Source organism: Streptomyces yokosukanensis, from assembly GCF_001514035.1.
GTDB lineage: Bacteria > Actinomycetota > Actinomycetes > Streptomycetales > Streptomycetaceae > Streptomyces > Streptomyces yokosukanensis.
This window is the reverse complement of record NZ_KQ948248.1, coordinates 20,566-27,016: the sequence shown is the minus strand read 5'-3', so window position 1 is coordinate 27,016 and position 6,451 is coordinate 20,566. Positions and strand designations below refer to the sequence as shown.

The following is a 6,451-nucleotide window of genomic DNA, read 5'->3' as shown; positions in this document are numbered from 1 at the left end:
ACACTGTGGGCTTCGGCCACAACCACCCCGCCCACCTCAGTCAATCGGTCCAGCACCATCCCCACAGCATCCGGGAACAGCACGTCCTTCAACACAGACAGAACCCCCATGACCAGGGAATTCTCGCAGCCAAACATGTTGCCGAGAACGACACGTTCGTGACCGTCACGAAATTCCGCCCAGACCCGTTTTCACGAATCGCCATCAAGGGGAGGAGGTGCGTATCGCGCCCGTCGGCCAGTTGTCCGTCATCTACTGGATCAACCGGCTCCTGCGCCACCTGTCCGTCCTGGACATCGTCTGTCTCGGGTGGCCACCCGAGACAACAGTCCGGTCCGGCGTTACAGCTGCCGGATCGGGGCATTCCGCACCGGAGCCACCCCGGACACGGCGTATCTACTGGGCATCACGCGAAGGATCGTCTGCGTATACCGCGTCAGCGAACCGGATCATCTCCTGTGGGAAGATCTTCGCCAGCACCGACAGAGGCGTCAGCCATGACCCTCGCGAGAACGCCTCCCCCAACAAATGACCGGCCCGCGGCAGGCCGACTGTCTTCGCCACCTCGGTCAGCGCCTGTGCCTGCTGGTCCGGGTCGGTGATGGTGCGGGCGATCTGCTCGGCGTCGGCAGCCAGTCCGGCAGCCCGCTCGCGGTTACCACCTGCAGCCACCGCTCCAGCCACCCCGGCCAGCGCCCGCGCCTGCTCCCGCGGGTCCATGATGGTGCGGGCGATCTGCTCGGCGTCGGCAGCCAACTCGGCAGCCCGCTCGTGGTCACCGGCAGCGGCCACCGCCCAAGCCGCCCCGGCCAGCGCCTGCGCCCGATAGTCCGGATTGATAATGGTGCGGGCGATTTGTTCTGCGTCTGCGGCCAGTCCGGCAGCCCGCTCGCGGTCACCGGCGGCCACCGCCCAAGCCACCGCGGCCAGCGCCCGCGCCTGCTGCCGCGGTTCGGTGATGGTGCGGGCGATCTGCTCGGCCCGCTTGTGGCCACCGGCGGCGGCCACCGCCCCAGCCACCGCAGCCAGCGCCTGCGCCCGCTCTCGACGGGTGGTGATGGTGCGGGCGATCTGCTCGGCCCGCTTGTGGCCACCGGCGGCGGCCACCGCCCCAGCCACCGCGGACAGCGCCTGCGCCTGCTGGTCCGGGTTGATAATGGTATGAGTGATTTGTTCTGCGTGTGCGGCCAGTCCGGCAGCCCGCTCGTGGTCACCGGCGGCCACCGCCTCAGCCACCGCGGCCAGCGCCTGCGCCTGTTGGTGCGGGTTGGTGATGGTGCGGGCGATTAGTTCTGCGTGTGCGGCCAGTCCGGCAGCCCGCTCATGGTCACCGCCTGCAGCCACCGCCCAAGCCGCCTCGGTCAGTGCCTGCGCCTGTTGGTGCGGGTTGGTGATGGTGCGGGCGATTTGTTCTGCGTCTGCGGCCAGTCCGGCAGCCCGCTCGTGGTCACCGCCTGCAGCCACCGCGGCCAGTGCCCGCTTCCGAGGGTTGGTGATGGTGCGGGCGACGGGCTTGGCCAGGTCGTGGTCACCGGCGGCTACCACCCCAGCCAGCCCGGCCAGCGCGTGCGCCCGCTCCCACGGTTCGGTGATGGTGAGGGCGATCTGCTCGGCCCGGTCATGGTCACCGGCGGCGGCCACCGCACCAGCCACCCCGGCCAGTGCCCGCGCCCGCTCCCACGGGTTGGTGAGGGTGCGGGCGATCTGCTCGGCCCGGTCATGGTCACCGGCGGCGGCCACCGCCCCAGCCACCGCAGCCAGCGCCCGCGCCCACTCCCACGGATCGGTGAGGGCTCGGGCGATCTGCACGGCCCGGTCATGGTCACCGGCGGCGGCCACCGCACCAGCCACCCCGGCCAGCGCGTGCGCCCGCTCCCACAGGTCGGTGATGGTGAGGGCGATCTGCTCGGCCCGGTCATGGTCACCGGCGGCGGCCACCGCCCCAGCCACCGCAGCCAGTGCCTGCGCCCGCTCCGACGGGTTGGTGAGGGTGAGGGCGATCTGCTCGGCCCGGTCATGGTCACCGGCGGCGGCCACCGCCCCAGCCACCGCGGCCAGTGCCCGCGCCCGCTCCGACGGGTTGGTGAGGGTGCGGGCGATCTGCTCGGCCCGGTCATGGTCACCGGCGGCGGCCACCGCCCCAGCCACCGCAGCCAGCGCCCGCTCCCGCTCCCACGGGTTGGTGAGGGTGCGGGCGATCTGCACGGCCCGGTCATGGTCACCGGCGGCGGCCACCGCCCCAGCCACCCCGGCCAGCGCCCGCGCCCGCTCCCACGGGTCGGTGAGGGCTCGGGCGATCTGCTCGGCCCGGTTGGGTTGGCCAATCGTGGCCCACAGGGCGGGGAGTTCGGTGGGGATGTGGGCGTTGCGGGATTCGATTTGTCCGCGGTGGTGGGACAGCCTGGCCAAGGCGTACAGGTCCGGTGCCGGGCAGTGCAGGAGTAGGTCTTGACAGGTTTTGATCTCGGTGAGGGCGGCGGCGTCGCCGCCGGACAGGTCAAGCATCCTGTCGTGGCGTGCCGGGTCGATGGCCAGGGTGATCAAGTGGTTGGTGTCGCCGGCGGTGGTCAGCATGCGGGGGTAGCCGGTCAGCAGATATTCAGGGGTGTGCGGCGGCCACGGCGGCTGGCCGTCGGTGGGTGTGCGGTAGTCCTCGGCCCAGGTGTGCAACCGGTCCCGGTAGTGGGCCAGGCGGTCATGTCCGAGGTAGTGGCAGGCGGCGTTGTGTAGTTCCTCGTGGCCGAGCAGATACACCTGTCGTCCTTCGTCCGGCGTCCAGGCGGCGAGACGGCGGGTGAAGGTGCGCCCGGCCACGGTGTGCAATATCTCCTCGATGGTCACCAGGTCCGCGCCTGTCAGCTCTCGCAGGTCGGGGCCGGAGAGGCCGCCCCGGGCGGCGGTGAGCAGGCCCAGCAGATCCTGCTCGATGGGGCTGCCGGAGAGCAGACGTTTGAGTTCGGACTGGCCGAGTCGCTGCAGATCCCTGGCATGCGGGGAGTCGCTGAGCAGGCGGATGATGCCCCGGTCACGTAGTGGGTGCCAGTCGGGCACATCGTCGGGGATCGGGGGGTTGGGCCGTCCGGCAACGATGATCCGCATCCCGGCCGACGGGCGGCCGGGCAGCAGTCCGGCGATGCTGTGTGCCCCCCGCCCGGTGGTCACGCCGCGGTCTTCGTCCAGCCCGTCAACGACCAGCACCAGCCGGCCACCTGCCTGCTGACTCACGGCTGCGGCCTGGGCGAGCAGATCCAGCAGCGCTGCTTCCCGGGCTGCCTCATCTCCGCTGGCCGGTAGGTCCTGACGGAGCAGTGCACACAGCTGCTCCGTCAGTGCGGTGGTGAACGCCTCCCGTGTGTCCTGCGCGGCCAGCCGGGCGGTGATGAAGAACGACACCAGCCACACTCCGCTGGCGGCGGGCGGGGCAGGCGAGTTGAGTACGAAAGTGGACAGCAGTGCAGACTTGCCCGCCCACGGCCCGGCCTGCCACCACACGTAGGGACCGCGACGCTCATCCAGGCAGAAACCTGCCAGCTCGGCCAGCTCAGCCTCCCGGCCCAGCAACTGCGGTGGGGCGATCCGCTCCACCTGCCGCTGGTACGCCGAGCGCACCGGCCGCGGCACGGCAGACCCCTCCTGTTTGTAAACCGTCACGTTCCCGGCAACATGCCCGAAGCTGGTGCCGCCACGCTCCGCGTAGACGTGCCTAGGGGGCTGGTCGGCTGGAATGGCTGGCGACCGCACCGTCGCGGCCGCGGCTATGCCACCGGTTATGCCGGGTGCGGTCAGGGGCGCGACCGGCCCGGCTCGGAAGGGCCCGGCCGCTGCCCGCCCGTAGCACCGCGGTCCACGTGCACGTCCCCGGCGATCTGTCCGAAAGCGATCCCGTCCCCGCAGGCCTCGGCATGGGCGTCCCCGATGAACACCGCCGACCCGGCGGCGGTCACCACCGTGATGCCGCTGGTCTTCTCCGCAGTCTGCAGCTGGGCCACCAGCTCGGTGACCTCGCGGCCGAAGATGTCGTCCTTGCGCGCCGCGGCTGTGACCGCCAGCTCCACCTGCTGACGGGTCAGCTCGCTGACCAGCCCCTCCTCGGTGGCGGCCTCTTCGGCCAGATCATCCAGGACAGGGTGCGCGCCGAGCTTAGCGGCCACCGCCGTGTGCAGCTTGTCCAGCCCCGCATCGATGACCGTATCGACCTCGGCATCCAAACGGCCAGCCGCTCGGCGGGCCTTGCGCACCGTCCACGCGATCACATACCCGGCCACCACTCCGGCCTCGATCACCATGCGTCTCGCACCCTTCCCCCGAAACGGTCATCCCGCTCCATCATGCCCAACGCACATGACCGCACGGGCGGATTCGTCTATCCCAACTGATGCATTTCGTAGACCGACACGCCCCCGGGTGCCGCTCGTGCACAGGACTTCGGACATTCGCGCAGACGACCTCACTGCACTGGGCGCCGCCGTCGTGCCCACGCTTGCCGCCGCACCGGCCGAGCAGGAGACCTGCTCGGGCCAGGACGGAACCGTGCCGTGCGGCCGCAAGCCTCTGCCGTCCCGCAGCGTCTGCGGTGTCCACCGCGTCCAGGAGCTGGCCGGGGAGGTGGCGTGATGACCGAGAACCCGCAGCTCAGCGGAGTCGACCTGGCCCGCGTCGCACCGCGCGCTGCAAAAGGTGGCGGCGCAGAAGAACGGCGGTGGGCGTACGGCGCAGCCGAAGCCGCGCACGACCCAGGTGGTCCGGCGTGGCGGGCGCGAGCCGATGGGGCTTGGCGCCGCGATCGGTGAGCTGGTGGCCGAGCGGGCCTGGGAGCTCCCGGCCGCCGGCGCGACGCTGCGCGGGCGCTGGGCTGCCATCGCCCCCGAGCTGGCCGAGCACGTCGCCGCGATTGGCTACGACGCCGACACCGGCCAGCTCACTGTGTGCCCGGAGTCGTGGGCCTGGGCGACGAAGACCCGGCTGGAGCAGACCCGCGAACGCGTCGGCCGGCCGCACGGTCGTCCGCGCCCTGCGAGTCCTTGCGCCCGGCACGGTGCCGGTGCCCGAGCCGACCGACTCCGATTCGGTGCCTGCGACCGTGCCCACCGGGCCGGTGCGTACCCGGGAGACCGCCTCGGACGGCTACCGCCGTGCGCTTGCCGCGCACCACGAGGCAGCACCGTCGCACCGGGTGGACCCGGCCATCGCGGAGGCGGTGGAGCGGCAAACCGCCGCGATGCGCGAGCTCAGCCGGAGGGCGTTCCCCGAGACCAACGCCGTTCCGGACGATGCGCCGACCCCGATCGAGGCGGCCCGCATCCAACGCCGCCGTCGTGCCGCGGCAACCGAGGCCGCCGCGCTACGCCGGGCTCGTATCGAGAAGGCCAGGCGCCAGTCGGAGCCGCAGAACCTGGAGCAGACAGCGTGACGGTCAGCCGGTTTCCGCAGGTACTCAGAGAAGACGGCTGGAAGAGCGGCGGTCATATCGACCGTGATCGATCACAACGGCTAGGTTCCTGAACGGAGGTTGGAGACGTGAGGTTACGAGAGACAACCAAGGGCGCGCAGATACCGGCGTTACTGGGGCGGTGTCCCGGTCCAGAAGGCATCGTTAGGCAGCGCGCTGCGGCTGCCTTCGGGGGCGAGGCCGCGTATGTGAGGGTTGGAGGAGACCGGTGAGCGACCGCAGTTCGATCGAGTGGACCGAGGTGACTTGGAACCCGACGACCGGCTGCGACCGCGTCTCCAAGGGCTGTGACAACTGCTACGCGCTGACGCTGGCGAAGCGGCTGAAGGCGATGGGATCACCTAAGTACCAGGCCGACGGTGACCCGCGCACTTCCGGGCCAGGGTTCGGGCTGACACTGCACCCGGACGCCTTGCGTGTGCCGTACGGGTGGAAGAGCCCGCGCACCGTGTTCGTGAACTCCATGAGCGACTTGTTCCACGCTCGAGTGCCGCTCGACTACGTGCGCCGCGTTTTCGACGTGATCGCAGAAACTCCACAGCACACCTATCAGGTGCTTACCAAACGGGCGCGGCGTCTGCGGCAGGTCGCCGACACCGGCTGGAGTGGCCAGCGAATCTGTGGATGGGCGTGTCCGTGGAGAGAACGAAGGAACTGCCGCGTGTCGACGACCTGCGGCAGGTGCCCGCGGCGGTGAAGTTCCTGTCGTGCGAGCCACTGCTGGGGCCTCTGGACGGGCTGGAGCTGACAGGGATCGACTGGGTGATCGTCGGCGGCGAGTCGGGACCGGGTGCCCGGCCCATGGAGTTGGCATGGGCCGTGGACGTGGTACGCCGATCCCACGAGGTTGGCTGTGTCCCATTCGTCAAGCAGCTCGGATCTTGTTGGGGCAAGGAACACAAGCAGATTGACCGGTTCCCAGCCGAGCTACAGGTCCGCGACTACCCGAAAGAGCGGGCGCATGCGTGACCTGGACCTCGCTTACCTTGCCGGGGTGATCGA

4 protein-coding genes and 2 pseudogenes are annotated in these 6,451 nt (G+C 70.4%); 4 read left to right on the top strand and 2 right to left on the bottom strand.

Annotation, left to right across the window (positions count from 1 at the left end):
• Positions 1–396: 396 nt before the first annotated feature.
• Positions 397–3,621 carry a P-loop domain-containing protein gene (locus AQI95_RS47755; RefSeq protein ID WP_067136842.1) on the bottom strand — a complete coding sequence of 1,075 codons (3,225 nt, stop codon included), beginning with the start codon at positions 3,619–3,621 and terminating at the stop codon, positions 397–399.
• Between the two features lie 161 nt (positions 3,622–3,782).
• Complete coding sequence (locus tag AQI95_RS43095; RefSeq protein ID WP_067136838.1) at positions 3,783–4,286, bottom strand: chromosome partitioning protein; 504 nt, start codon at positions 4,284–4,286, stop codon at positions 3,783–3,785.
• A 127-nt stretch (positions 4,287–4,413) separates the two neighbouring features.
• On the opposite strand from AQI95_RS43095, the gene AQI95_RS43090 reads away from it, so the two are divergent.
• From AQI95_RS43090 to AQI95_RS43080, 4 genes and pseudogenes are all read left to right on the top strand, one after another.
• Complete coding sequence (locus AQI95_RS43090) at positions 4,414–4,614, top strand: hypothetical protein (protein ID WP_159056743.1); 201 nt, start codon at positions 4,414–4,416, stop codon at positions 4,612–4,614.
• Positions 4,615–4,764: 150 nt separating this feature from the next.
• Positions 4,765–4,914 (top strand): annotated as a pseudogene (locus AQI95_RS49665) (DciA family protein); the annotation flags it as partial.
• A 127-nt stretch (positions 4,915–5,041) separates the two neighbouring features.
• Positions 5,042–5,410, top strand: coding sequence for a hypothetical protein (locus AQI95_RS49660; RefSeq protein WP_244189099.1), 369 nt, complete (start codon positions 5,042–5,044; stop codon positions 5,408–5,410).
• Positions 5,411–5,657: 247 nt separating this feature from the next.
• Positions 5,658–6,418 (top strand): annotated as a pseudogene (locus tag AQI95_RS43080) (DUF5131 family protein).
• The last annotated feature ends 33 nt before the right edge of the window (positions 6,419–6,451 follow it).

What these genes read in the sequence shown, in the direction of transcription:
- AQI95_RS43095 (WP_067136838.1), bottom strand. Translation starts at nt 4,286, where the DNA reads ATGGTGATCGAGGCCGGAGTGGTGGCCGGGTATGTGATCGCGTGGACG.